This is a genomic window from Bdellovibrio sp. HCB117, from assembly GCF_047305915.1.
GTDB classification, from domain to species: Bacteria; Bdellovibrionota; Bdellovibrionia; order Bdellovibrionales; family Bdellovibrionaceae; genus Bdellovibrio; species Bdellovibrio bacteriovorus_B.
In genome coordinates this window covers 2,690,783-2,716,507 of record NZ_CP178622.1, presented here as the reverse complement: position 1 = coordinate 2,716,507, position 25,725 = coordinate 2,690,783, and the positions used below count along the sequence as shown (strand labels likewise).

The following is a 25,725-nucleotide window of genomic DNA, read 5'->3' as shown; positions in this document are numbered from 1 at the left end:
TTGAACGATGGGAAAACTACTCAGCATTCGTGAATTAAAAATTGATATTCCCAAAGAAGCCCGCATCTTGGCCGACAAAATGCTTAAAGACCTTGAGTCTTCTAAGCGTCCGGTTCTTGAAGCGGTGAAAACTTCACTTGATAACTCTTTGTACAACTCTAAAGTGGGTTACCTGACTCCGGGAGACAAAGTTGTTCGTACAGAGCTGAACGTATCATCTGTTCAGAAACTGGCGCGTGTGGTTTTCGTATTGGAAATCCTTTTGAACAATCTTGAAAAAGGCGCGGTAAATACGAAGCGTGAGCTTTATTACATGTGTAAAGGTTTGATTAAAGGGAATCCTCGTTTGAAGCCTTTGGACTTCGACGACCAACCTGAATCAGATGCGATCATCGACTTCATCGGTGATATGCTTGAAGTGTACCGTGAAGAATTGAACTGTTTTGCCAATGACCGTGGTGGACAGACTTACTCTCAACAACTGGTTGTGACTGAGACTTTGCCAGACGGGGATAAAGCGGTTGTCGACCTTTCGACTTTGGGTACGTCTCCATTCCAACCGAAGAACAAACCTCAGTCTTTGAAGTTGAAAGCAAAAAAGAAAATCGATTTCTGCTTGATCGTCGAGTCTGAAGGTACGGCAAATACGTTGGTAACGATGGGTTTCACTCGTCGTAACAACTGTATCGTGATGGGTGCTCAAGGGGTGCCGTCGAATGGTGTTCGTGGTTGGTCAAAATTGATCCAAGAAGAGTTGGATGTTCCAATGTACTTCTTCGGAGATCTCGATGCGTACACATTGCAAAATATCTTCCGTACTTTGAAAGCGGGATCCGCGGCGTCTTTGATTCGTAACGCTGACTTCTCGGCTCCGAACGTGAGATTCTTGGGTGTGTTGCCTGAAGATGTGAAAAAATATGATCTTCCTCACTACAAAGTGAAAGAATCCGATCCAGCCGAAGCCCGCGCTTTGAAAAAAGCTAAGGACGCTTTGGAAAACGATCCGTTCTTCTTGGATAAAAAGAACAAGAATTTGGCGGACATCCTTCGCTGGTTGATCAAAGAAAAGATCCGTTGCGAGCAACAATCTTTCTTCTCTGTAGACCCGAACGATCCGATCAAGACCGAAAAATTGATCTTGGAAAAGATCAAAAGAGGTTCTTACGTTTAGTGATACGAAAACCCGCTGTAAAAAGCGGGTTTTTTTGTCCAAAAGGTGCCGGTTCATTTTATCTCGATTCATTTTTTAATGCGGCCGGTATTTGCTAAAAAATGCGCAAGTTCCTTTTTAGTTTCTTGGGTTTATCTCTTTGAGTTGTTTGCATTTCCATTAGTCGATGATGATCTACTTTTTGTGTATTTTTTTCTCTGAGATTTTGGTCTTCGCAGCCCGCTTACCTTTTGACGCTGATGCTTACCGCCACGGTGGCGGTAGATTTTGTGTTGTAGGTAATTGTGCTTCTTAAGTTTATCTTAGGCATCTTTTAGTCTCTCGCTTTCATCGACCTTTATTTTTAACGCATTTGCTTACTGCCACCGTGGCAGTGAAGTGCGGCTGCTTCCGATATAAAAATTTTGTGAATTGAAACATAGATTTTACTTCCACGGTGGAAGTAACTTGAGTCCGTTTGCTGATACAATTTTATTGGCAGTAAGTGTTCAGGAGCTTTTGATTTCTAAAAAATCTCGTGAATTTTAAAGCTTCACTTCCACCGTGGAAGTAACTTTTGAGGGTCGAAATTTTTAAAACAAAAAACTTTAAGACCTACCAACTTCAAAATATTTTTTCCGCATATTGTTCCCAGCAAAAAACGATGTTAGCGTTTTTAAAACCCTTACATCTGGAAGACACCTATGAAAATTCTTTCACTCATCCTCGCAGCATTTGTGATGACCGCTTGTTCGGCGACATCGAAAAACTCCTCTGAAAAAACGAATCAAGAAAACTTTTTCGCCAACCAGAAAGGCTGCTTTCTTTTGTACAATATGAAAACGGGCATGTACGACAAAGTGATCGGGGATGAAGAATGTAAAACTCGTTACCCGGCTTGCTCCACTTTCAAAGTTCCACTTGCTGTGATGGCTTTCGACGCAAAAGTTCTTAAAGACGAAAATCAAGTTTTGAAATGGGATGGTCGTAAAGATATTCGTCCCGAAGTAAATAAAGATCACAACGCAAAAACTTGGATGAGTGATTCGGTGGTTTGGTTTTCTCAAAGAATTACACCGAAGTTGGGTAAAAAGAAGTTTCAGACATATTTGAATGACTTCGATTACGGAAATAAGGACATCTCAAGCGGTATCACGACAGCGTGGCTGAATCCGCCTCAAAAAAAGGGACTTCAGATCATGGCTTACGAACAAGTCGACTTCATGAAAAAACTTTGGACGAATCAATTGCCAGCCTCTGAAAGATCCATGGAGCTGACTCGTGAAATTACTTATCTAGAAACTTCACCGAACGGTTTTAAACTCAATGGCAAAACGGGTTCGAACTTTTACGATAAAGAGCGCAAGGTCAACTTCGGTTGGTTCATTGCTCACGTTCAAAAAGATGATCAAGAGTATATCGCAGTCACGAACATGAGTGATCTTGCGCCGACTGAAGCCGGTTACGGTGGTCCTCGCGCTAAACAAATTACTAAGGATATTCTGAAATCAGAAGGTCTTTGGTAGTCGGTATTTTCACTTTACTTTCATTTGGCCGCGCCAAATCGAACTAATGCGCCCTCAGGCTCTCAAAGCCCGGGGGCGTTGAGTTTTAAGGGGTAAGATCTTATAAACCTGTCTTACCCATGTCTGAAAAGCGATTCTCATTTTCTTTAAACATCAATAAGTCCGTAGCAATCTCGTTGCTATTGCACGCGAGCTTTTTAGTGCTGGGTCTTTCTTTAGCAGCACCAGAAATAGTTCCACTTCCGCAAGGCGTAGAGTTGATGTACGGCGAGGGCGGCACGGTTCGCACTCCGAAAGTGGAAGAAGTTGTCAAAGCACCAAAAATCAAAGCCGCTGTGGTGAGTGACAACTCCGATGCGCCCGCATTGAAGAACGAAAAAACTGTCGCACAACCCGAGCAAGCTCCAACAAATGGCAAGAGTGCTGGTTCACTAGCTGGAACCTCTGATAAAGGCGCATTGCAAGGCCGAGAAGGCGTTGCCAATGGCAGCGAAGTGTCGCCGGAAGCAAGATACCTTTACGAAATCAAAAAGCTACTAGAGCGTCGTAAGCGCTATCCAGCGATGGCAAAGAAAATGGGTCAGACGGGAACCGTAACCATGCGATTCACTTTGGCAGCGGACGGTTCGCTAGTTACAAGTGAAGTAGTAGAAAAAAGCCCGTACGAATCTTTGAATCAAGCTGCGCATGATCTAGTGAAAAGCATCAGCGGTATGAAACCATTCCCGCAAGAAATCCAAAAAGCCAATTGGAGCTTCACGGTTCCGATTGAGTATGTGTTGAACTAGTTCAATAAAATATTGTAAATAAAAATTGTTTATATTTTAACGGCGTTGGCTACGTGGCGTCAGGTAAACATGTTGGAGATTAGTGAGTTTTGACATTACCGTATCCAGATGACATACACAAATATCTGTTTTCTGCTAACAACTGCTTTGTTTTTAGTTTTTAGTCCTACACCCTCGTTCGGTCAGGAAATCAATAAGTATACAACTGACTGTCCGTTAGCGAAGACAAGTACGGGGGGCACATTCCATGTTACTATTCCTATCGATAATAGATTAATGTGTGAAATCGAAAATGATGGAACTGCGTTCGTCTATTTCCCATCAAGTGAGATTAGCGCCATTGACTACGAAGACGCCTACTACTTTTTTCAGATTATCGGAGGCGTGCAGCCTGGTTTTAAGACTTACATAACTTTTGAGCGTGACAAGCCAAATACCTCAGGTCTCAAATACACATTTAAAGGCTTCAATGGTTCTACCATAGTAACGTTTACGTATATTATCGACGGATATGTACCGAGGCCGTACCCAGAGCCGTCACCTTCGCCCTCGCCTAGTCCTACGCCGACACCTACCGATCCCGATGCGCCAACGAGCCCCACTGATCCCACTCATGTTGAACCATGTAACTGCATAAGGGAGCGACCTGGTTCGGTCATACGTATAGATAATCTTTCTTTTGGTGAATCAGTCCCGATAGTAGGTGCAGAAGTATTTTTGAGTTACTCCAGTGAGCTTATGCCCGAATACGTAGTGCTTCCATCACTAGCAAATTCTAGAATTGTTTCGTTCAATCCAGAAGGCTGGAGTATAAATCTCCTCCATTACTACGACACTCAATCCGGCCGTCTTTATCACGGGTCCGGACGATCATTTTTGAAAACGAGCCAGCCGATATCAACTTCAGAAATTATGGTCGTTGATGGGGACGAGGTGTATATTTTCGATGCGAATAACGGAAGGCACCTGAGGACACGAAGTACCCTTACGGGATATATTAAATATTCAAATGTCTTTGACTCTGCTGGGCGACTTATACGAATTGACGACGCTTTTGGGAATCAAACGCACTTTTCACGCAACGGTAGCGGTACGCTACAGTCAGTTATTTCACCATTTGGCAAGATAACAAGTATTGAAGTTAATAGTGCAGGTCTGATTAATAAAATTACAAATCCCAAAGGTGAATTCTACTCCGTTGAATACAAACAGGGAACTTCTCTTCTTGAGAAGTTTATCAGGCCCTCCGGGAAGCAGACGACCGTTAATTTTGATAATAGAGGACGTCTGAAGGAAACAATCAAGTCTGGGAAAAAATGGTCTTATGAACTCATGGGAGACGGAGACGGTCTCTATATGAGGGAAACGTCCCCGTCAGGAAAGGTATCGAAATATCGCACGGGGAGAAGCACTTTTGATGGATCATATGAACGATGGGAAAAGAAATCTGACGGTTCAGAGGTATTATATAGGGAAGACCTTGATGGAGGTAGCACGACGGACCTCGAGGATGAAACGATACATGAAGACTTCGTGCCTGATGAAAGATTCGGATCTTTACAGCAAAAGCTATATTACAAGTCCTCTAAAAAGAGTGATTTAACAAAAGGAACAATATTTTCTGAATACGTTTCTGGATTTTCCGGGGATCCGTTCAGCTACTCTCAAATCGAGAAATGGATCAGTATTAACGGAAAATTTTCTCACGAGTCGGTTTTTGATAAAGCTACTATGGTCGAAACGGTTACCAGCGCTGAAGGTGTAATTGCCAAAACCAAAATAGACTCTTTTGAGCGCCCTATTGAACTGTCACGAGGTAATGAAACACCCTACACAATTGAATATGATTTGTTCGGTAGGTTTAAAAAAATGTATCAAGGCGTAAAGAGAACGCTTGAATATTTTTATGATTCCGCCGGAAATATAGAAAAAGTAAGGAACGCAAGAAATGAGGAATTCAGTTTTACCTATGATTTAGCAGGCAGATTAACAGCATCAATGTTGCCGAATGGTAGTGTCACGCAATATTACCGAGACGGAGATGGCCTATTGATTGGTGTGAAACCTCCAGGAAAGTTAGTTCATGAGCTTATATACAATGATCATGACCTGCTGTCGCAGTACAGACCCCCAGCAATTCAACAAGATACCTCTACGCGATATAAGTATAATGATGATAATCAGATAATTGCTATTCAGACTCCAGGAAATGATTCTATCAATTATGTGTATGACGAAAAAGGCCTGCTTCGGGAAATTAAATACGGACGACAGACGCAAAATTATTTGTATAAAAATAGCTCGAACAAAGTAATTTCAGCTAGGTCTTTTGACAATGTTGTTAGCCGTTTCCAGTATTTTGGGGACGAGGTTAGCTTGGAAGAACAAGATCTTTATCATGGCGGGGGCTGGTCGAAAGTTCAATATAGATACGATAACTTTCATCGTGCTGATGCAATAAAAGTATCTTCGAATTTTATTCCAAAACCGAGTTTATGGAGCCATGTTTATGATGATGATAGCCGGCTTATCAAGGTGGGCGATCTTCAGCTAAACTATAATGCAAATGGCCGTTTATATGAAACTTTCATAGGGAAAGTCCTTGATAGAAGAGTTTACGATTCATTTGGAGATTTACTGAGCTATACGTCATTCTATAAGGAGAATGAAAACTCATCTCCATCTGAACTCTACTCTTACACTCTTACTAGAGATTTGAATGGAAGAGTAATCTCAAAAACTGAAAAAGTTCTTGGGGTGACCTCTACTTTCCAGTATGAGTACGATACAGTTGGCCGTTTAACTCGAGTCATTAAAGATGGCGGGCAAGTTTCGAGTTACAGCTATGACCTTAATGGAAACAAGATTTCCGGAATTGAATTCGGAAAAGGTTTTACTGCTACTTATGATGCGCAAGATAGACTCTTGCAGTTTAGAAACTACTCTTACGAATACAATTTAAATGGGGACTTAGTTAGTGTTCAATCGGGCATTAATAGACCTATGAGGCTTTCCTACGGACCCTTTGGGAAGTTGAAGCAGGTTGTGTTGCCGACTGGAGAAAGCTTTTCTTATGTCTATGATTCGTCGGGCCGCAGAATATTTAATTCAAATGTAAGAATAATATATGACAGCTCACGTCCAATTGTTCATTATAATTCGAATGATCACTCTTATGTGGAGTACGTTTATGCATCAGCGTCTCACTCGCCAGATTACATTGTAAGGAAAGGCAAAGCTTATCGACTCCTCAAGGACCATTTGGGATCACCTCGTTTAGTTATATCGGTTGTTGATGGAACGGTAATGCAGAGGATTGATTATGATGTTTGGGGCAAGATCACTTTTAATTCAAATAAAAACTTTCAGCATATTGGTTTCGCAGGTGGTGTAATTGATTCAGCGACTGGCTTAATTCGTTTCGGGGTGAGGGATTATGATCCTGAGGTTGGGAGATGGACTTCTAAAGATCCGATTTTATTTAACGGTCGGGATACAAATTTGTACGGCTACGTTTTCAATGATCCCGTTAACTTTACGGACAGCACTGGTTTAGTTACTGACGAAGATATTTCAAAGGCTTACAATAGAGCTAAGACTTGGGGAGTTGCCGGAGCTGGTATCGGTGCCGCTGCAGGTCTATGCTTTCCGACTGCAATAGGAGCCCTGCCTGGTGCAATCGGAGGGGCTGCGATAGGAATCGTAGGCGGTGCAGGATCGGTTTTAGTGCCAGCTGTAATCAATGATTTTAAAGACATGGTTAACCAACTGAACGGCAATTAGCGGGAGCGTGAATTTAATGACTTTTTATTTTAATACTCATGGAGATCTGGAAACTAAGTTAAATATTGCAGATGCTAAGCTGATAATTGCCGACTGCATGAGAAAGCTTGGGGAGGTCAGTGAGGAAAAAGATGACTATATTCAAGGCTACGTGAGATATGGATTCGTCAAAGTTCCATTCAGAATATCTTGGATTTCAACTCAGGATACAATTTGTCTGACGGTACAGAGTGAAAGTAACGATATTTGGAATCATGCGGGAAAAAAGGTCACCGTAAGAATAAAAGAAGTTCTTCGGAATCATGGAAATTCTGGATATCAGATTGACAGGCTTGGGCTTCCTAAATTGGCTTTGGCCGGACAGGTATTCCTGTTTGCGATTTTCATTCTTCTGGCTCTTTTTGGTCTTAAGAAGCTTGGATTATTACCCTAGGAAAATGACTTGCCAAAATTTTTGGCGAAAAAGCGTGACGAGTGCCAGAAATATTTTTGTTAACCCCTAGAAAGCGAATTTTAATGGAATTGTTCTGTAATTTAATTTTTGCGATGATCGTCTGCTTCCTGGCTTTTTTTCCATTCAAGTGGGTTTTAAAAATATTTAAGGGAAGGAAATTTACAGACGAGCAGATTAGATACAAGGCTAGGATCGCATCCGCAGTTCTCTTTATAACGTTCGGTATGTTTGATGGTAATAAAAATAAATGCGAGGGCCAAACGGTGGCCAAAAGTTCACAAAAATTCTCGAAATTCAGCCCCAGACCCCCTTCGGGTCTAGGGCCGCCCTCGATTCTTGCACGGACTATTTCTCCGCAAGGGACCCAATTTCAAATAGTCTAATTGAACAAAAAATTTATATTCTATAAGAGCGTGCCTAAATGGACTTTGGATCAAGGAGTCCTTTGAAGTGCAAATATGCATACCAGATTGACCTGCATCGCGTAACGAAGTCCATGTAGTCATAAGAGTAAATGTCGGTTCCTAAGTAGATCGACACTTTGATGAATTGCTTTTCATTGAAGTGGTCATACTCACGATGAAAAGCAACGTTTGAGGCCATGGATGGTTTACTAAGAGTAAGATGCTTAAGTCCCTTGGCAAGGTCTCTGCATATTAAAAACTCAGGAAACCAATAAAGTTCGCAATTGTCATGATCTAGTTTTTCTCTCAGTGATACCTCGATATAATCTTTAAGATGAAAGCATGAGATGACAAAGGCATATAGAAAATCTACTGCATCCACGATATTCTCATCTGACAACGAATTAATTTCAGTAAGTCTAAGTCTCCATCGTTCTATCGCGGACCATTGAAGCTTCCAGCTATCGTCTCAATTTCCATAAGATGCCAGCGTATGATTGTGAAATCCACCTTCACCTGGCACCCAAGAATGCCTAGAATCAATGTTATTCGGATCAATGATTCGAGTTTGAAGACCTTTAGCATGAAGGTAGGACTCGAATGCTTTTATCGTGTCAGAGTTAACTTTTTTCATGGCATAGTTTTTAAGTGAGAACGGCTTTGGAGGCAATGAGGAATATTTAATTAAACTAGAGGAGAAAATACAAAAGAAATATCCTCCTTAACCTATAGGTGTGAGAAAGCCAAAGGTAGTCACGAGTTTGTATAAGTTTTTAAAAGCACAGATGTCTTTTCATTTCTTTAAAAAACTGTGATTTTCAATTGTGACTGGCTTGTGACTAGGGTGTGACTGCCTTGTGCCCCCCATTGTGACTATCTAGTTTTATAAAGAATTTCGGTGGAACTTTTTCGATCATCACAAACTATGATGATGGCCACAGTCGTGAGTTCTGATAATTAAGGAGTTCGGAAGTTTAGAAAAAATTGGAGGCCGCTGTATGGCCAAAAATTCAAAAAGATCTCGAAATTCAGCCTCAATTTGTAGATAATTAGATGTGGTTGGTGCTTGAGCTGTCTCTGAATTTGTCATGACGAAAGATTGCTCCGCAGATCGTGGGCTTCGTTTCAGTCATTATGATCCTGAGATTGGTAGATGGACGAGTAAAGATCCGATATTATTTGAAGGGGGGGATACAAATTTGTTTGGTTACGTTCAAAACGATCCCATAAATTGGATTGACCCTACCGGAAAATCCATGGCCGGATACATTTACGATATGACGTTAGTAGTATTAGATAAGTCGCTTAACACTGATGATGGGCAAAAAGGCAGATCGCTTTCACAAACCGAAAGAGAAATTAGAACGCGTCAATTGATTTTGGACGAGATTGACAAAGGTTACGGCTCTTGCCCTATACCTCGAAGTCGCGAGCCAAAACAGCGTCTGACTCCTCAAGTTCCTCCGAAAGGTTTGCCACCGAAAACATGGAGATTCCCTGGTGTCTAAAAAAAGGAAATTTTATTTGTTGGCTTTATTGATAGCGCTGATAGCGATATCGCTTTTTTTCTGTAGAGGATATTTTCGAGATGAAATGGATAAGAAGATGTCTCCACTGATAGCTGAACCAAAAAGTTTACAAGAGTAACACAGAGTTGTCAGTTTCGATCCAAAGTGCGTCGCGGCTCTTACTTAATAATTCATTCGATGACCTCGTTCGGAATTATTTGAAAAGGGTACTTTAATTTTACCACTGAATTTGTATGGGATATGTTGGTACTGTCGGAAAAGTCCCTGTAATTGAGACGAATCTCTATGGCTACGCTTTTTCAGATCCGGTGAACTTTATTGATCCTGAGGGGCTAACGGCAAGAAGTCCCGAAAGTAGAATGATGCCTGATGCAGATAATAGGGTTGGTCGCCCTCCAATCTGCGATACATTAGCTTCATGTAAGAAGTTTTCCGATGCGCTCACGATACCAGGTTTCATCCCTGGTAGCGTCGCGGGGGGCTTAGGTTATTTCATCAAGGGTTTTAAGTGGGGTTTTAATCGTGCGACCCAACCAAATGCTGAAGAGCAGATGCAATGTGAAATTGGAGACTAAATGAAAGAGTTATTTTCCGAGAGAAATGTTATCAGAGCGATTGTCTTTTTAATTCTTTGTGTACTTTCGTATTTCAATTGGGAGTGGGTTGTTGAATCAAACACAAATATTTTTATTTCACTAATTTTGTTTTTTGCCTTTGAATTCGGTATCGGTTTTATATGGGACACGTTAAAATATCCGAAAAAGGTAAAGGCTGATGACAAAGGGAAATAAAGGACAGCACTCATTCTTTGATTCCGATTACTATTGCGAGCAATTGATTCCAAAGACCAGCTTCTTTCGACGATTTAGAGATGTTGTTGGTCCATTGATTACTGACGATTTTGACTTTGGCCGAAGATTTTTTTTCAAAAAAAACATTTTTCTGAGGAGATTCGGAAAAAATCTTTGAAAAACAAAATTCCAAAACGAAAGTTCTCTTTTTTGACCGGGTTTTCCGACGGCATCACGTGCAAAACGATCCAGTTAACTTCATCGATCCGACCGGCCTCTTTCAGGTTTGTTCTCGTCCATTAGATATGGCCGGAGGTTCGGCACTTCAAAGTCAAGACCCAACGCTCTCACATCAATATATCAAATTTGAGGATGGCTCGACAGCATCATATGGAAATTCAGGGATAAATCCGTTGAAGGGGCCCGGTACTCAATTAAATGAGTCTGGAAAAGGAGCTAAGTGTAGCAAAAACATCAAAGTTGGCGATACCGCGGAGAATAACATGAAAGAATATGCAAAAAAGAAGTACTCGCAGACGTACCATCTATTGAATAATAATTGTCAGCATTTTGTAACTGACGTGATTCTAAATGGAAGCGGACTCTAATGAATTTCTCAAAGAGTGATCTCATAAAAGTAAGTTTATTAGCGACGTTCTCTCTGGCTATAGTGGTTTTTTCAACGACTTGCCTCGAAAGAGACGGGCACTGCATAATGCCTATCTATGTAATGCTGTTGAGTGGGCTTGGAGTACCACCAGCTGTTTTTGCGTTGGTCGTAGCAGCCTTGGTGTGGTTTTCTTTAGGGATTTTTTCGGCTAAGATTTCATCCTATATTGTTAGCTTTTTTAATGTTGCTACAACTCTAATAGGTGGTTGGTGGCTATTTGGCTCTAAAGAAATAGCTATGACATATTCTTCAGTTGCATTTTATGGATTAAGTATTGCCTTATTTGTAGTGATTCAATCTTCGTGTTGGTTCTGGGGATTTAAGCTAAAAACCACTTCGAAAGTTCGTTATACTCGGGCTATTTTGACGATTTTTATTACCTTGAATCTAAGCTGGACCTTCGTGACGTCGTTCGGAATTCACTAATATACAATCTATTAAAAATAGGATGACGCTCTTTTTGCGGCCGCCCAATAACCTCTCTCAGGCGATTTAAGGTAGAGAGACTGAAATTAGTGCAAATAGATACTGTGCTGAAAAGTGCTGGAATCTTTATCTCGGTTCGATAGATTGAATCTGATTATCTAGGAAAAAACAGTCGTAATCTTTACTTTCATCTAATGAAATGGATTTTGCCGCCAGGTATAAACAAAAAATCTTGTTTTGCGATCCTGCAATTCTCATTGTTTGCTTAAAAACATAAATTTATTTATGTGGAGGTAAACATCATGCGGATGCGGACTGTTGGATTGCTCGTGTCTCTTTTATTGTCATCAAGTATTTCTTCTGCAACCGTAGCGCACCGCTACTCGCAAAAAATTCAGAAACTACTCTCTTTGTCTGAAGAAAAATATTCGATTGCAAAAATCTCAACACTTCCGGCAGCTCCACAAGTTGGCGATCCGGTTTCATTTGCAATTGAACTGTCCACTGAGTTTCAAGGTCCATCTGACATTGATCCGATTTTAGTAACGGTATTAAATGGTGCCCCTATTAAAGTATTCCATCGCGGTGGGGGATTGTGGGTTACTGAATCTACGATCGTAAGTGTGGAGGGGATCAATAACTTCGAAGTTAATCTTTTCATCCAAGATAAGAGAGTTTCTGAGGATGTGAGGAAACAACTCGTAGAAGTTTCTGCAGAAATTGATAACTTAAACAGGCAAATAAACCAAGAATTAGACCCAGCGAAAAAAGCCTATTTAATTTCTCAAAGAGATCTTAAAGCTTTGTACAAGACTGATCTTGAAACCAGTCTTGAGTCTCTTAAGCGAGCTGTTTCCTCTAAAACGCATGCTTTCAAAGTTGTTCAAGGCTCACTTCCACCTAATTACCCTTCTCTAGTTTCTTGCTTGCCTGCTTATGGCGATATGAGTGGCGGTGTAGCACTTACAGTGCAGACCAGTAACCTTCAAAATATAAGTAAACTAATGATCGGTGGAGTCGAAATTCCCTCTTCAGCGTATACAGTTACCGGGAACACATTAACTTTCAACTCTCCCATTTTGACCGAAGGTTTGAAAGATATTACAGTCGAAACTTCATACAATGGGAATACAGCGAACATTTTATTGAAGAATGCCTTCTTCGCAATCGAGGTTCAATCAGGAGGAGAGCCGAGTCTCCCTGCTTACCCAGTTGCCTTTGCTGGTTCACCCAAATCTACTCAAGCGGATATCCCGGTTACCCTTGACGGTAGCGGGTCGTACAGTCCCGACGAAACAGCTCTAACATATTTGTGGAGTGTGATTTCAAAACCAGATGATGCACAACCTACAGACGGTGTATTCAACGACAACACTGTGGTTAACCCAAGTTTTTCGGCATCAGTTCCGGGCAACTATGTGGTCGCGCTAACTGTTTCAAATGGAATAAAGCAGAGTACTCCTTCATTAACAGTGGTAACTGTAGGAAGTAAGTTTCCTATTACAATCACTCCAGCGCAAATAACGGGTTCTGTTGGTCCTGATGGTATTTATGTCGGCATGTTTAAAGCATGCAATAATCTTACACAGGAAATCCGTTATCAAATCTATGATGCTAACAGAATTGTTTTGTCTTCTGGCTCAAAGAACGGAGGAATACCTAAAAAGACGTGTCAAAATTTTCATTTTTCAGTCGTGAATTTTGGCAATACGACTCTTTCATTTGATGTTCCATTCATCGTGCAACATCCAACGGCATACACAAAACTCATACATATGGAAATTGCGCCTGTTACTGTGCCTGGGCTTTCCATTTTAGTATCATACGATTCCATGCAGTGGATGGGCGAGCGAGATATGGAAGTCCTATCTTCCTATTCGCACGTCCCATTATTTGGAACATTTGACGAAGCAAGCATTACGCCGATCATTCTCAAGAACTCAACTGCCAATGACATTTCAATTTCTAACCCTCCTGTAATTAGCCATCTAAATGGAAGTTCCAATGTTTTCAGTATTGATTTTCCGTCGCAAGGCTTGGTCGTTCCAGCGAATGGTCAACTGTTGGTCGATGTAGTTGTCAGTCCAGGCACTTTTGGCGCAGGTGAAAGTGCGGAAGCACTATTAACCTGGGAAGTTCAATCAGGCACTGCTCCTCGTACATTGATGTTACAAACCCACAAATTACCGGCTCCGGTATCACAAACATTTACAGTGGATTTTGGGGAGTACGAGCTTGGAGACTATGTCCTTAGGGAATATTTAAGAATTCCTTCGGACTTTTTCACTGACTTGCCAAACTTTACAATGGCCTCAAATCTAAATGTCACGAACAATGCTAGTGGATTCTTTTCTATTGATACGTTTGAATGGCCAGGTTCACTTATCGTGGGCAACAATGATTATATTCAATCGCGAGGAATGGACATTCCAGGGCGATTTACAGATCCCACTTTAGGGACTCACAATGCCTCGGTGCAATTTAAGCTGAAAGGATATCTGACGCCATTCACTTACAACTGTTCCATCACAATTATTCCTGCGGGGACGAAGTAATGAAAAGTCTAATACTATTATTAACGTTATTTGTTTCCGCAGTTGCTGTAGGTTCGCCCGATTTTATTGAACTACAGCCTAATAGCTTTTATTACAGTGTCGGTGAAAAAGCTGTCCTAGTTAGTTCTGTTCGTAGCAGTCCGACCAATCCTAATTCTGAGGTATTCATGAGGGCGACCCTTGATGGCGCCCCTATAAAAATAACTAAGTTCGCTGAGACGGAAGCAGCCTCAATTACCCCCGTTTTTGCTAGCGAGGGTACGCATGTTTGGACGGTAAATGCTTATTTGCAAGACAGGGAATTCGTTCGAAACTTAGAGCTTAATATTATTAAGTCTGAGGAAGAATTGACAGTCTTGCGCGAAAAATTGGAGACTGAAACTAACTCAGACAAAATTCAATTATTAAACGAAGCGATAACTTTTTTTGAGACCGATATTTCTGCGTTGGAATCTCGTATTGAATCGCACCGAGTTTTAGTTCAGCAGGAAAGCCTCGAGTTCGAAGTTCACGCTCTTAAACTTCTTAGTTCTGGACCGACGCTAGAAATTAGCACAAGTTCACCGACAAATACTTTTAATTACGGCGACCCCGTAACGATTTATTTTAAAGTCATAGAAGGAACTAATGGACCCGTTAAAAGTAATATCGCGGCAACTGTAAACTACAACCAGCAAAATTTAGAACAAGTAAATGAAAATCTATATAAGGTGGATGTTGCTTACTCTGATCTTTTTGTTGGTTCTCTACAAATTATAGCCAATTACTATTATAAAAATCGTTATTCGTCGGATTCGCTTTTAAAAGCATACATGAATGCTGGGGTACGGACGGCAGAACTGGAAGTGCTGAGAGATTCTGCGATCAATGCTTCCCTGAAGTCATACTATCAACGTGAGTTAGATGATGTCGTGAAGATCAGAGAAGCTTTTTTTGATATTGAAGGACGTCTTTATATATCTAGCGGATTTTACGAATTAGTAGGCACGATCAATGAGTCATCACCTGTCTTCAGACGTATTTCAACGGGATCGAACTTTAGTTGCGGAATCTTTCAGAGTGGTGTGAGGTGTTGGGGGCAAAATACTTTTGGTCAGTTGGGAACAGGCGATAATGTCGCAAGACTCTCCCCCTCAAGTACCTCTTTGCAAGGTCTCGATACAAACGTATGGTCCCTTACCACTGGCAGTGAGCATGCTTGCGCAATAAGAAATAAAGACGTGATGTGCTGGGGAAAAAATACGTATGGTCAGCTAGGTACCGGTGACCAGGTCAACTCAAACTATCCACAGTATGGGCCTTTGTACGGAGCTTTGAAGATATCGGCCGGCGAGCGCCATACGTGCGGCCTCTCAGGCGGTAAAGTCTATTGCTGGGGGGCGAATGACGTTGGACAACTTGGTGACGGGTCGTCAGTAGCAGTATCTACATCGGCGGTAGAAGTGGAATCTTTAAGCGACATCGTGGATATTTCCGCGGGAACAAACTTTACATGCGCATTAAAAGAGAATGGCGATGTTTATTGTTGGGGAAGAAACTATTCTGGCCAACTTGGAGCGGGCTTTTATACGGATTACGAAAACGTTCCTCATCCTGTCTACAATCTTTCGGATGTGAAAGCTATTTCTGTAGGACTCGAGGTGGGATGCGCCCTAACTCTTACTGGGGGAGTAAAGTGCTGGGGAGACAACAGTAGCGGTCAATTAGGCGCTTATGCGACAAGTGCGGACCTATCTTCTCCTATAGATATACAGGGAGCAGAAAGTAACGTGACTTCAATAGATGTCGGAACAGAATCTGTATGTGCGGTTATAAATGGCGCATTGAAATGTTGGGGTAAAGCTACGAATGGTTCTCTTGGCAATGGTTTTGGAAATGGGCTATTTACTTTGCCAAGTGGTGTGAGTGGAATCACGTCAAATGTTGGGTCTATTTCACAAGGAAATAAGTTTGGCTGTGCAATCCACAACTCAGTATTGAAGTGCTGGGGAGTCAACTATGGCGGCAATTTGGGAAATGGGACAGCTAGTGGGGTGCATTCTCTAACACCGTCTACTATAGCAAACCCACCTTCATTTCTAAAAAAGGATCAGTAGTATGAAAGCGATTCTTGTTTTTATTTTCGGCATTTCAGCATCGAGTTTCTGTTTCGCGCAGGATGCAGCGACGTTAAGAACTGACAAACAGAGCTACTTATCAAATGAAAAAGCGGTACTTTTGGTATCTCTAAAGCCATTGCCTCAAAACAGTGCTGACGAATATTTTGTCATCGGCACATTTGAGGGGGGCGATATTCGTACTTTCAAACTTGCAAACACTGAGTTTGTGGCCATAACCCAGCCATTACAAAGCGGCAGCAAGTCTTGGAATGTAAATATCTATTTGCAAAATAAAGCTGCAGTGGAAAATCTCGGATTGCAAATAGTAGCGAAAAAAAATGAATTGAAAGTTGTCACTGCCCTACTGAAGGGTGAGACTGACTCCGCAAAAATTGCAGACCTCACAAATGCCAAGACATCATTAGAAGGTGAGATTGTATCTTTAAATAATCAGGTTGTTGCAAGTCGTACTTTGTTAGAATCAAAGTCTAAAACATTCAATGTAGCTTCAGCTACTATCAGAAGTAAGGCGATCAATGATGCATTAGTACTTTCTTCTAGCAGTTCCAACAACACTTTTGTGAGAGGTGAAAACGCGACGATAACTATGACTGTCGCGCCAGAACATTTCGGAGCTATTGAAGAGCAAGAGACGGATATATTAGCTTCTTTTGATGGGATCAGCGTCCTTGCGAACTCGGATGGTTTGGGTGGATACACTTATGATTTTTCGACTAGCGCCTTGGCCACCGGTGATTTTGTATTTACGTCGAGTTTATACCTGCAGGATAAGGCAGCATCTCGATCCATTCGTGTTGCTCTTCAAGCAGGTGGAGTAAGAAAGATTCAACAAGAATTATATAGGGACAGTACATATAATAAGAAACTAGCAGACTACTACCAACACGAAGTTGACGACCTTAATTATATTTTGAATGCTTTGCACTCTATCTTAGCTAGCTATAAATCGTTAGCTGTTACGAAGAGTTTAACTATTACCGTTGTGCCTCCTCCTCCAGTGGTACTTTCTGTGACTTCATTAGCTTTGGAAGAAGGAGCGGCTTTTGTGGCATATACAGTTACGCTCAATAACCCGCCAACTGGAGACGTGACGGTAGCGATAACAACAAATTCAAATGATATTGACTTGTCTACTGACCAAATGGCGACTCAAAAAAGTCTGAATCTGATTTTCACGCAACAAAACTGGGCCGTTCCCCAAACCGTGTACACGCAAGTTCCCAATGATTCAGTAATTGAGGGAACGAGAAGTGCTTCGATCAATCATACCGTATCAGGAGGTGGATACGATACGGTCACAGTTCCAAGCATAGCTGTAACAATCAACGACCCTGTTGCAGCGCTGGTTTGTGATCCATCAACAATTTATATGTATGGATCTTGGGCCTACGACTCATATAACGTGACGCTTCCACATCAGCCAACTGGTAGTGTCGAAGTTACAATAGACACGCTAGATGGATATCATTTCATTCTTAATTACGGGTCGCAAGGAATGGGAACGACATTGTATTTTGACCAATGGAATTGGAATCAACCTCAAACAGTACAGATAACTCAGTCAGGTTGGGGAGGATTTACTCAAATCTATCCGTTTATTCATACGGTGACTGGCGATGCCTCAATCAAGGGCTGCGACTTCGCCGTCGACTACACTGCATTCTAATTAAGCAATCGGTGTCAACCTCAGTTGGCACCGAAACTATCTACTGCGTAATCCCCTGAAAATTCCGACAGTAATAAACATTAAAAGTCCGAGCATGTTCACCATGACGGAACGTCTTCAACGTCTCTTTCTGACAACCATCCCACTTAGCCCATTCCATCGGATCGGCAGGATATTTTTCTGTACTTACGAAGATCGCGTCCTGACCTTTAAGATTATTCATCTCTTCTTCCGACTGCATCACCGTGTAGTGACTGCGAGTCGAACTTAACATGTACACCTTCTGCTTCGTACCCCATGTCGTCTGCGCGGTATTCTCATAGCGGTGAGCCGCGATGAAAGGCTTGCGACCGCTTTCCGCATGGATCTCACGTTGACGGCGATTCACGTAGCGACCCAAGTCTTCCCAACCGGTGAACTCGTTACTGAAGTCCCACGTCGTTTGCCATTCACCCGATGGATTAAAAAACTTATAAACTTTCGGCGCCCACGGATAAGCGAACGGAGTGTAAGCAATCAACGCCAGCGGAATAAAGAAACCCAAGATACCCCAAGTGTACACCTTGCTGCGCGCCTTTACGATGCGCTTAGACCCCCAACGCAAACCTTGTGACCAGATGAAGCCCACACCCATCAACAACAGCGTGTAAGCAGCGCCACTCCAGTGCGGTTTGTATTCGGCCCACAAAGGTTGCGGATAGAAAATCGCAAACGACGGCACGGTCAGACAGAATAAAAATCTCCATCGCGCCTCTTTGAATTTCAATAGCGAAGTGATGAACGCCAAAACAATCAACACGTACAAGAACGGAGTCGCAAACAAAAGCTGCGCGCCAAAGAACACAAGCCAACGATTAAAACTAAAGCTAGAACCCTGATGGCGATCATGGAACTGGAACTTAAATCCCGGCCAATCATGCGCGATATTCCAAATAAAGATCGGTGAGCAAAGTACGGTCGCGATCAAAAAGCCCACCCACGGCCACGGTGTCAAAAGATCCTTGCGGCGCGAAGGCGTCGTCAAAAGATAAAGACCAAATCCCGGAGCCAATAGCGCAATGATGAACTTCGAGTTCAGACCCAAGCCCATCAATACACCGAGCCACAACCAAGTTTTCTTCGTGCTCCAACGTTTATCGTCCTCACGCACCCCTTGCCAGAATACGTAAGCCGCCGCCACCCAACAAAGCATGAATGGAGGTTCTGGCGAAGCGACATAACCCCCGAATCCCCAAAACGGAGACCACAACATCACAAAGCCCACAAAGATCGCCGCCCACTCGTCGTGGAAAAGATCTTTCGTCAGTTTGTAAAGCAGAACGGTGATACCGATAAAGCACAAAAATCCCGGTAAGCGTACGCCCAGGTAGGTGTCACCGAAAACGCTGGTCGTGATCGCTTCAAGCCACGCAATCATCGCGGGGTGATCGAAATAGGAAAGCTGCAACCACTTGGCCCAAGACCAGTGATAAGCCTCGTCATCGATCAATCCAATGTTAAGCGAAAAGAAAGCTCGGAAAATTAAGGCCAGAATGAAAAGAATTGTGACTTTCTGCGATGTGCTTTGCTGCTTCCAAAATTCACGAATCACGGGTGTTTCCTTGTATCGAAGTGTCAGGACTCAGTCCTAATATTTCATAGCGCGCAAGGCAACACATCCGGATATGACAGAGAGTGTAAAGTGTGAGATTGTGAGCTTATGAAAAGGTCCATCATAGCAGCAGCGGGGTTTTTGGTGTTTTCGGGGTGTCAAAGCTTCAAATACTACGATCCAAACAAACCACACCGGGGTAAGACTCAGTTTTATAATAACTATGACAATTCGCCTAAAGCGAGTTTCTGGAAGTGGCAATGGGAGCGCCTGACCAACAACGCGCCGACCGAGCCGCCCTTCCAACCCGAAGTTTTAAAAACTGACACGGCTTATTTGAAACAAAATCGCACGGAAAACACACTAACTTGGATTGGTCATGCCTCGGCCCTTCTACAAGTTGAAGGCCTTAATATTTTAGTCGATCCCGTTTTCTCAGATCGCGTTTCGCCTGTAAGTTTCATGGGGCCGAAAAGACAAGTGGCCTTGCCATTTCCTATTGAAGAACTGCCACCGATTGATGTCGTCGTGATTTCGCATGCGCACTTTGATCACTTGGATCTTCCGACTTTGCGGAAACTGGCAAAACAAAATGACAAAGCCTTGTTGTTTTTAGTGCCGCTAGGATTAGAATCCCTGCTTAAATCCGAAGACATCGACAACGTCAAAGAATTGGACTGGTGGGAAAACACGCAAGTCAAAAACGTGACACTGACTTTCACGCCCGCACAGCATTGGAGTCAGCGAAGTCTTTGGGACCGAAATAAAACTCTTTGGGGAGGCTGGTACATTCAAGCGCCTTCGCTCAAGTTTTTTTATTCGGGTGACACCGGATACTCGAAAGATTTCTTAGACGTGTTCAATCGCTTCGGTGCCTCGGATATCGCGATGATTCCGGTAGGGGCCTATGAACCGAAGTGGTTTATGAAACAGCAACACGTGGATCCAGAACAAGCTGTGAAAATGCACCTGGATCTACAGTCCAAACTTTCGATCGGCGTGCACTGGGGCACATTCCGATTGAGTGATGAGGCGATGGCAGCGCCTCCTGAAGATCTAAAAATCGCTCTTCAGAAAATGAATGTCAGCCCCGAAGTTTTCCGTGTGATGAAGCACGGCGAAGTATTGAAATTAAAAAAGTAAGGTGAAGTTATGCAGAATTTTAGAGTCGAAAAAGATCTGTTAGGTGAAAAAAGAGTTCCCGCGGGAGCCTACTATGGCGTGCACACTGTGCGTGCGATGGAGAACTTCCAAATCTCGGGCCTTCCGATCGGCGCTGACGCTTTATTTATTCGCGGCTTGGCTTTAGTGAAAAAAGCCTGCGCCATGGCTAACGGCGAGTTAGGGACGATCTCTCCCGATATTGCAAAATCTATTGTCGAAGCTTGCGACGTGATTTTGGCTGATCCAAAAAAGTGGGGAGCCCAATTCCCTTCGGACGTATTTCAAGGCGGCGCAGGCACGTCTGTGAACATGAACGCCAATGAAGTGATCGCCAATATCGCCTTAGAAAAACGCGGCCTTGAAAAAGGCACTTATTCCGTGATCAATCCGAACGATCACGTGAACAAGTGTCAGTCGACGAACGACGCTTATCCGACAGCATTCCGTGTGGCATTGTACGAACATTTGACGGTGGTTGAAAAGGCCATCGAAGATTTGGCGAAGGCTTTTGAAGCCAAAGGCCAAGAGTTTAAAAATGTTTTAAAAATGGGCCGTACACAACTGCAAGACGCCGTCCCTATGTCTTTGGGACAAGAGTTCAATGCGTTTGCAACTTTGTTGAAAGAAGACAGTCGTCTAATTAAAACAGTTCAAAAACTAATTTTAGAAGTGAATTTAGGAGCGACGGCGATCGGCACGGGCATTAATGCTCCTGAAGGTTACGCGCCGTTAGCGGTGAAAAAACTTGCTGAAGTAACGGGGTATCCTTTTGAGCAATCGGAAGACTTAATTGAAGCTACGAGTGATTGCGGCGCCTATATCATCATTTCCGGCGCGCTCAAAAGAACAGCCGTGAAGCTTTCTAAAATCTGTAATGACTTGCGCTTACTAAGCTCAGGCCCTCGCGCGGGCCTTAAAGAAATCAATCTTCCAGAGATGCAAGCAGGAAGCTCGATCATGCCAGCAAAAGTAAATCCGGTGATTCCCGAAGTCGTGAATCAAGTGGCCTTTAAAGTGATGGGAAATGATTTAGCCATTACATTAGCGGCAGAAGCCGGGCAGTTGCAATTAAACGTCATGGAGCCCTTGATCGCCTCTAGCATCTTTGAATCCATCACTTTGATGACTCAAGCTTGCATCACGCTTAAAGAAAAGTGTGTGGTTGGTATCACTGCAAATGTCGATCGTTGCCGTGAGTACGTCATGGACAGCATCGGTATCGTGACCTTCCTCGATCCTATCATTGGTCATGATGAAGGTGATAAGATCGGAAAGATCTGTGCACAGACGGGACGAAGTGTAGCGGAAGTGGCGCTTGAAAGAGGTGTCGTCACTCAAGAACAACTGAATCAAATTTTCTCCATTGAAAATTTACTAAATCCAAAATACATCGGCGAAATTAAAAAGTAATTAGGAGCGTGGCGGGTTGTCCCGCCACAAAACTTGGGGGTTGGCCATCACGACTCCCAGAAGTCCGAACAAGCACCCAATACCTGTGGCTTGCAAGCGAATTAAAGGCGTATGTAAGTCACCGGTCGCAATACTCGGTAAATCCAAAAGTACTAAGAGCATAGTCACAATCACCGCAGACCCCAGCCAGTAACTGCGACTTAAAGACCACGGCCCCCAAAAACTAATAAACCCAATCAAAGGAATCGCAATCCAAACGGAATGCACACTGAGGATAATCAACTCGGCAATCAGCACGCCCACCAAGGTGCCAAAGAATCTTTGAATGATGCGATAGATGCTGGCCTTGGCCTCGGGGCGCATGATGATCAAGACAGTGCCCACGGCCCAATAGCCGTGACTCATTTGAAAATAATCAACGACCAGCAGAGTGATTAAAACCGCCAAAGAAAAACTCAAAGCATAAAGATGTCGGCTCTTTTCTTTCGTTAACGACTTTTTAAAGGTCTCGCGAATACGTGCAAATGGATTCGGATTGTGACGGCGAACAAAAACCAAAATAGAAAGCGCGACGATCACGCAAAGATAACCCAAAAACGCATAGACTAAACTCAGTGAAAGATATTTAGCAACAGCAGGAGAATAGGCACCAGCTAGAATCTGAAATACCGAAAACAAAACCGCACGTTCTAACTCAGCCCCTTGAGTGGAAATAAGTCCCAACCAATACGTCAATCCCAGAAGCAAGGGTATCAGCAAAACTTTTTGTCCACCGGTAAGAACTCCTAAAGTTAAACCCGCCAGTAAACATAAAAATGTTAGTGTGATCACCCAAAGCCTGTGTCCTAAGGTGCCCAAATGGTCGTTGAGGACTAAAAGAAAACCGAACAGGGCTCCGAAGATTGAAATCGGAAGCTGATGCAATAATGTGCCGACAATCAAAGGAATCATAGTCGCAAAAGCACAGACGACCATGCGTGGCCACGGTGAAGGCGCCGGGTTGATTTTAAGAAGTTCGTTGACGTGAAGACGTAAACCCATAATGTCTAGTATAAGCGCGAGGTGGGATTATGAAAAAGAAAATCGTCGTTGAGCTTGTTGTGGATATTGTTTGTCCCTGGTGTTACGTCGGAAAGAAAAATTTCTTAGATGCCGTGGCAGAGCGCAAAGATATCGACATCGAAGTGAAGGTCCTGCCTTTTCAACTAGATCCTGCCAGCCCACAAGAAGGTGTTCCTCGCAAAGAATATCTGCGGAATAAATTCGGAAATGACGAAAACTTTAAGGCGGCGGAAGCAAGATTGCTCGGGGCAGCTGAAAAATCCGGATTGAAAATGAATATGGAGAAAATTAAAACTCATATCAACACTCTGGATTGTCATCGCCTGATTTGGTGGGCGGGAACAAAAGGAAAGCAGCTTGATGTTACTAACGCACTTTATGCGGCTTACTATGAAGAGGGCTTAGATTTATCTAAGATCGAAAATCTTCAGAAAGCATTGTCACCGATCGGTTTCAAACCGGAAGAAGTTTCTGAATTCCTTACAAGCGATCAAGGCCGCGAAGAAGTCGGTGCCTTGATAGGTGAAGCTTATGACTTAGGAATCAGCGGAGTGCCGTTCTTTATTTTTGATCGTCAAATTGGGGTGTCAGGAGCTCAGCCCAAAGAAGTTTTTCTTCAGGTTTTTCAAGATCCTGCTCTGCAAGGCGAAGAATAACATTTTCTGGCGCCGGATTATTTCCGAACCATTTTTTATAAATGGCTTTGAATTGTCCGCTGCGCTTGGTTTTTTCTAAAGCATTCTTCCACTGCTGAATAGTTTCAGGTTCAGTGTTTTTAGAAAACGCGTAATAGTAACCGACTCTTTCGAGTGTCGCGACTTTTATGAACGCATCTTCCGGATAACCCGCCTCCTGCATCATGCGGGTGACTGCCAGCACATCTTCACAAATCAAGTCCACGCGACCGGCCATCAACATTTTCACACCGCTTACGGGCGAATTGACGGGAACGATCTTTTTATATTTTTGTCGAGTCAATGTGTCCTGAAAAGCCGTGCCTCGGTGAACGCTGACCGCCATCTTTTTCAGTTTTTCTTTATCTGAAAGATCCAGCACCGTTGTCCTGCGAGCGAAGAGCGCGATTTCCCCCTGAGCAATAGGTCCCAAGAAAGTAAAAAGATTTTTTCGTTCGGCATTATCAATCATCGTGAAAAGTAAAACGTTAGGTTGATTCAACACAAGATGATAAGCGCGAGGCCAAGGCAGAACTTCAATAGGCTCAGAACGATTCATTTGTTTTTGTAAAACTTGAGTTAGTTCTACGGCCATACCTTGAGGTTTGCCATCTTCTTCAAAAGTCACGGGAGGCCAATACTCAGTCACAACTCGCAATGAAGACGAATTGGAACCAGCCCAAGAAGGTGAGGCCAGTAAAACAAGAAAAAGACCTAAGAGTGACTGAATCATATGTTAAGATTAACACAAAACACCGTCCGAAGTGAGTTACGATATGCCAATTTTAACAAACTTAAAATCCGAGAATAAGCCAGTAAAAATATGGGCTCCGGAAGCTGAAGTAGAGTCGCAAGCTGTGCGTCAGTTGCAGAATGTGGCCTCACTTCCATTCGTGTTCAAACACGTGGCGGCGATGCCCGATGTGCATCTAGGAATTGGTGCAACTGTAGGCAGCGTTATCGCCACAAAAGGCGCCGTTATTCCAGCGGCTGTGGGCGTGGATATTGGTTGTGGCATGATTGCGGCCAGACTCAATGTCGAACCACACCGCATCCTGCATGATTTGGATAAACTTCGTCACTCCATCGAGCGCTCCGTGCCAGTAGGACATGAGTCCAATCGAAGTCTCACATCTTCCGTCGAAAACTGGGAAGGCTGGAAACATATTCCTGAGTCTGTTTCAAATTTGCGTTTGAAAGATAAAGCCGCTCATCAGCTGGGAACTTTAGGCGGAGGAAATCACTTTATTGAAATCTGTACCGATGCCGATGGAGCCGTATGGGTGATGTTGCATTCGGGTTCTCGCAACGTCGGAAAAAGCCTCGCCGAAGAGCATATCCGTCATGCTAAAAGTGAATTAAAGAAACTAGCAACAGCACTTCCAGATCCCGATCTTGCCTACTATGTCGAAGGCACGCCCGAATACGAAACCTACATGCGCGATTTGGAATGGGCGCAAGAATACGCATTAGAAAACCGCGAAGAAATGCTTCGCCGAGTTCTTCATGCAATTTCATTCCATATCGGAATGAAGGGTGCTCCGGTGCCATTTTCGATGAAGGTCAATTGCCATCACAATTATGCGACTCGCGAAATTCACTATGGTGAAGACGTGCTAGTCACACGCAAAGGAGCCGTGCGCGCCGAACGCGGTGACATGGGCATTATTCCCGGATCGATGGGCGCACGCTCTTACATCGTGCGTGGCAAAGGCAATCCGGAATCTTTTAATTCTTGCGCTCACGGAGCGGGCCGAAGAATGTCGCGCAGTGAAGCGAAACGCCGCTTTGATATCACCGACCTGATTGAACAAACCAGTGGCGTGGAATGTCGTAAAGACGCGGGCGTGATTGATGAGATTCCTTCAGCCTATAAAGACATTGATCAGGTGATGAAAAATCAAGAGGACCTGGTTGAAGTTGTTGCCGTTCTTAAGCAAGTTCTTTGCGTGAAGGGTTAGC

Annotated in this window: 20 protein-coding genes; 16 read left to right on the top strand and 4 right to left on the bottom strand. The window is 43.2% G+C overall.

The window, feature by feature from the left end; all coding sequences use genetic code 11:
* Positions 1–7 precede the first annotated feature (7 nt).
* The 5 genes from ACLWBD_RS12850 to ACLWBD_RS12830 all read left to right on the top strand — a co-directional run bounded on the left by ACLWBD_RS12850 (position 8) and on the right by ACLWBD_RS12830 (position 7,680).
* A complete protein-coding gene (locus ACLWBD_RS12850) occupies positions 8–1,171 on the top strand; it encodes a DNA topoisomerase VI (protein ID WP_063204787.1) in 1,164 nt (387 codons plus the stop codon).
* Positions 1,172–1,854: 683 nt separating this feature from the next.
* Complete coding sequence (locus ACLWBD_RS12845; RefSeq protein ID WP_413568448.1) at positions 1,855–2,676, top strand: penicillin-binding transpeptidase domain-containing protein; 822 nt, start codon at positions 1,855–1,857, stop codon at positions 2,674–2,676.
* Positions 2,677–2,795: 119 nt separating this feature from the next.
* Positions 2,796–3,464 (top strand): energy transducer TonB, encoded by a 669-nt coding sequence (locus ACLWBD_RS12840; protein WP_413568447.1) that lies wholly within the window; start codon positions 2,796–2,798, stop codon positions 3,462–3,464.
* Between the two features lie 108 nt (positions 3,465–3,572).
* A complete protein-coding gene (locus ACLWBD_RS12835) occupies positions 3,573–7,247 on the top strand; it encodes an RHS repeat protein (RefSeq protein WP_413568446.1) in 3,675 nt (1,224 codons plus the stop codon).
* 7 nt (positions 7,248–7,254) lie between these two features.
* Positions 7,255–7,680, top strand: coding sequence for a hypothetical protein (locus ACLWBD_RS12830; protein WP_413568445.1), 426 nt, complete (start codon positions 7,255–7,257; stop codon positions 7,678–7,680).
* 894 nt (positions 7,681–8,574) lie between these two features.
* On the opposite strand, the gene ACLWBD_RS12825 is transcribed toward ACLWBD_RS12830, so the two are convergent.
* On the bottom strand, positions 8,575–8,739 hold the full coding sequence (locus ACLWBD_RS12825; protein ID WP_413568444.1) for a hypothetical protein: 165 nt from the start codon (positions 8,737–8,739) through the stop codon (positions 8,575–8,577).
* A gap of 454 nt (positions 8,740–9,193) precedes the next feature.
* Here ACLWBD_RS12825 and ACLWBD_RS12820 point away from each other — a divergent pair, with 454 nt between their 5' ends.
* The 7 genes from ACLWBD_RS12820 (at position 9,194) to ACLWBD_RS12790 (ending at position 17,862) form a co-directional block, all read left to right on the top strand.
* Positions 9,194–9,613 (top strand): RHS repeat-associated core domain-containing protein, encoded by a 420-nt coding sequence (locus ACLWBD_RS12820; protein WP_413568443.1) that lies wholly within the window; start codon positions 9,194–9,196, stop codon positions 9,611–9,613.
* A gap of 254 nt (positions 9,614–9,867) precedes the next feature.
* Entirely contained in the window at positions 9,868–10,209 is a 342-nt protein-coding gene (locus ACLWBD_RS12815; protein ID WP_413568442.1) for a hypothetical protein, read from the top strand.
* Entirely contained in the window at positions 10,210–10,425 is a 216-nt protein-coding gene (locus ACLWBD_RS12810; protein WP_413568441.1) for a hypothetical protein, read from the top strand.
* 607 nt (positions 10,426–11,032) lie between these two features.
* Complete coding sequence (locus tag ACLWBD_RS12805) at positions 11,033–11,521, top strand: hypothetical protein (protein ID WP_413568440.1); 489 nt, start codon at positions 11,033–11,035, stop codon at positions 11,519–11,521.
* A gap of 329 nt (positions 11,522–11,850) precedes the next feature.
* Positions 11,851–14,076: a PKD domain-containing protein gene (locus tag ACLWBD_RS12800; protein ID WP_413568439.1), complete on the top strand. Its 2,226-nt coding sequence runs from the start codon at positions 11,851–11,853 to the stop codon at positions 14,074–14,076.
* Positions 14,076–16,172: an RCC1 domain-containing protein gene (locus ACLWBD_RS12795; RefSeq protein ID WP_413568438.1), complete on the top strand. Its 2,097-nt coding sequence runs from the start codon at positions 14,076–14,078 to the stop codon at positions 16,170–16,172. Before ACLWBD_RS12800 ends, ACLWBD_RS12795 begins: the two co-directional genes overlap by 1 nt.
* A gap of 1 nt (position 16,173) precedes the next feature.
* Positions 16,174–17,862 carry a hypothetical protein gene (locus ACLWBD_RS12790; RefSeq protein ID WP_413568437.1) on the top strand — a complete coding sequence of 563 codons (1,689 nt, stop codon included), beginning with the start codon at positions 16,174–16,176 and terminating at the stop codon, positions 17,860–17,862.
* Between the two features lie 40 nt (positions 17,863–17,902).
* Here ACLWBD_RS12790 and ACLWBD_RS12785 read toward each other — a convergent pair whose 3' ends face one another.
* Positions 17,903–19,453, bottom strand: coding sequence for an ArnT family glycosyltransferase (locus ACLWBD_RS12785; RefSeq protein ID WP_413568436.1), 1,551 nt, complete (start codon positions 19,451–19,453; stop codon positions 17,903–17,905).
* Positions 19,454–19,561: 108 nt separating this feature from the next.
* Between ACLWBD_RS12785 and ACLWBD_RS12780 the strand changes: the two genes are divergently transcribed.
* Together ACLWBD_RS12780 and aspA are read left to right on the top strand one after the other, a co-directional pair.
* The gene (locus tag ACLWBD_RS12780; protein ID WP_413568435.1) at positions 19,562–20,596 is read left to right on the top strand and encodes an MBL fold metallo-hydrolase; all 1,035 of its coding nucleotides are present in this window, start codon (positions 19,562–19,564) and stop codon (positions 20,594–20,596) included.
* 9 nt (positions 20,597–20,605) lie between these two features.
* Positions 20,606–22,027 carry an aspartate ammonia-lyase gene (gene aspA / locus ACLWBD_RS12775; RefSeq protein ID WP_413568434.1) on the top strand — a complete coding sequence of 474 codons (1,422 nt, stop codon included), beginning with the start codon at positions 20,606–20,608 and terminating at the stop codon, positions 22,025–22,027.
* On the opposite strand, the gene ACLWBD_RS12770 is transcribed toward aspA, so the two are convergent.
* The gene (locus ACLWBD_RS12770) at positions 22,028–23,068 is read right to left on the bottom strand and encodes an FUSC family protein (RefSeq protein ID WP_413568433.1); all 1,041 of its coding nucleotides are present in this window, start codon (positions 23,066–23,068) and stop codon (positions 22,028–22,030) included. It lies immediately after the preceding gene.
* Positions 23,069–23,097: 29 nt separating this feature from the next.
* On the opposite strand from ACLWBD_RS12770, the gene ACLWBD_RS12765 reads away from it, so the two are divergent.
* Complete coding sequence (locus tag ACLWBD_RS12765) at positions 23,098–23,745, top strand: DsbA family oxidoreductase (protein WP_413568432.1); 648 nt, start codon at positions 23,098–23,100, stop codon at positions 23,743–23,745.
* Here the strand turns inward: ACLWBD_RS12765 and ACLWBD_RS12760 are convergent.
* Positions 23,651–24,496: a substrate-binding periplasmic protein gene (locus tag ACLWBD_RS12760; RefSeq protein ID WP_413568430.1), complete on the bottom strand. Its 846-nt coding sequence runs from the start codon at positions 24,494–24,496 to the stop codon at positions 23,651–23,653. The two genes, ACLWBD_RS12765 and ACLWBD_RS12760, sit on opposite strands and share 95 nt — an antisense overlap.
* A gap of 43 nt (positions 24,497–24,539) precedes the next feature.
* Between ACLWBD_RS12760 and ACLWBD_RS12755 the strand changes: the two genes are divergently transcribed.
* On the top strand, positions 24,540–25,724 hold the full coding sequence (locus ACLWBD_RS12755) for an RtcB family protein (protein ID WP_413568429.1): 1,185 nt from the start codon (positions 24,540–24,542) through the stop codon (positions 25,722–25,724).
* Position 25,725: the final 1 nt, after the last annotated feature.